The organism is Bariatricus sp. TF06-38A (assembly GCF_027690675.1).
GTDB classification, from domain to species: domain Bacteria; phylum Bacillota; class Clostridia; order Lachnospirales; family Lachnospiraceae; genus Allocoprococcus; species Allocoprococcus comes.
The window spans coordinates 1-830 of record NZ_JAQFCE010000070.1; the positions used below are offsets into that span (position 1 = coordinate 1).

Genomic DNA, 830 nt, shown 5'->3' on the forward strand with positions numbered 1-830 from the left:
TGCCATCATTTCTTTTCCTCCTGAAATTTGTAATAATATGAATAAAATGGTTAATACAATTATCGTTTTACTGATATACCGTTTCAGACATTTCCAAAATGCATCCTTCGAGCATTTCATTTTTCTCCATCACGATTGCATCGAGCTTTGTGTAGTTTTCATACACAACGGTATCTGCATCCCGTTCGCTCACAGACATTCTCTTAGTTGTTGTCTGATCAGAGAATAAAGTCTTCAGCTGATCCTCGTGTGCTGAAATGGTCTTGATCAGAAGTGCGCCATCCGTCTGCTCAGTGACCTGCTGGATCTGCAGTTCCCGACCATCATTGAATGTGATTTTCATTTTTCTGTTTGCCCCTTTCTTCATCTTTTTAGAGGGATTCTGAACTAAATAGCAAATTAAAAAATGCAGAGACAACGATGAACAATAATTTAAAAAGTTTATTGTCTGTAAAGCAAGTAGCTGTAACAAATAATATAAACGTTGGCGCAGGAAAGGATTTCAATTATTATTTAAAACCGCCTACAGTAAATGGCTACACACCTATTGGAGTGATCGGATATGACCTAGTTGGAGATTGGGATGCATGGGTAAATATCGTGTCCTGTTATTATAACAGTAGCAATGATTTACTTTACATAAAAGGACACAATTTCGGAACGGGAACATGTATTGCGTTAGCGAATGTATTTGTTCTGTACAAAAAGAATTGATCTATTGACAAATATAACACATGTTTATATAGAAAATATCTCCCGCTGCGGCTTTTTGAAAACGCACAGCAAGATCCAAATCACCGTTCTTATTTATTTCAGCAAAACAAGAAGCA

2 protein-coding genes are annotated in these 830 nt (G+C 36.5%); one reads left to right on the forward strand and one right to left on the reverse strand.

Going from position 1 to position 830, the window contains the following annotated elements; all coding sequences use genetic code 11:
* Positions 1-67 precede the first annotated feature (67 nt).
* Positions 68-343: a hypothetical protein gene (locus PG418_RS19100; protein WP_498837895.1), complete on the reverse strand. Its 276-nt coding sequence runs from the start codon at positions 341-343 to the stop codon at positions 68-70.
* A 77-nt stretch (positions 344-420) separates the two neighbouring features.
* Here PG418_RS19100 and PG418_RS19105 point away from each other — a divergent pair, with 77 nt between their 5' ends.
* Positions 421-714 carry a hypothetical protein gene (locus tag PG418_RS19105; RefSeq protein ID WP_173816936.1) on the forward strand — a complete coding sequence of 98 codons (294 nt, stop codon included), beginning with the start codon at positions 421-423 and terminating at the stop codon, positions 712-714.
* Positions 715-830: the final 116 nt, after the last annotated feature.

What these genes read in the sequence shown, in the direction of transcription:
- PG418_RS19105 (WP_173816936.1), top strand. Translation starts at nt 421, where the DNA reads ATGAACAATAATTTAAAAAGTTTATTGTCTGTAAAGCAAGTAGCTGTA.
- PG418_RS19100 (WP_498837895.1), bottom strand. Translation starts at nt 343, where the DNA reads ATGAAAATCACATTCAATGATGGTCGGGAACTGCAGATCCAGCAGGTC.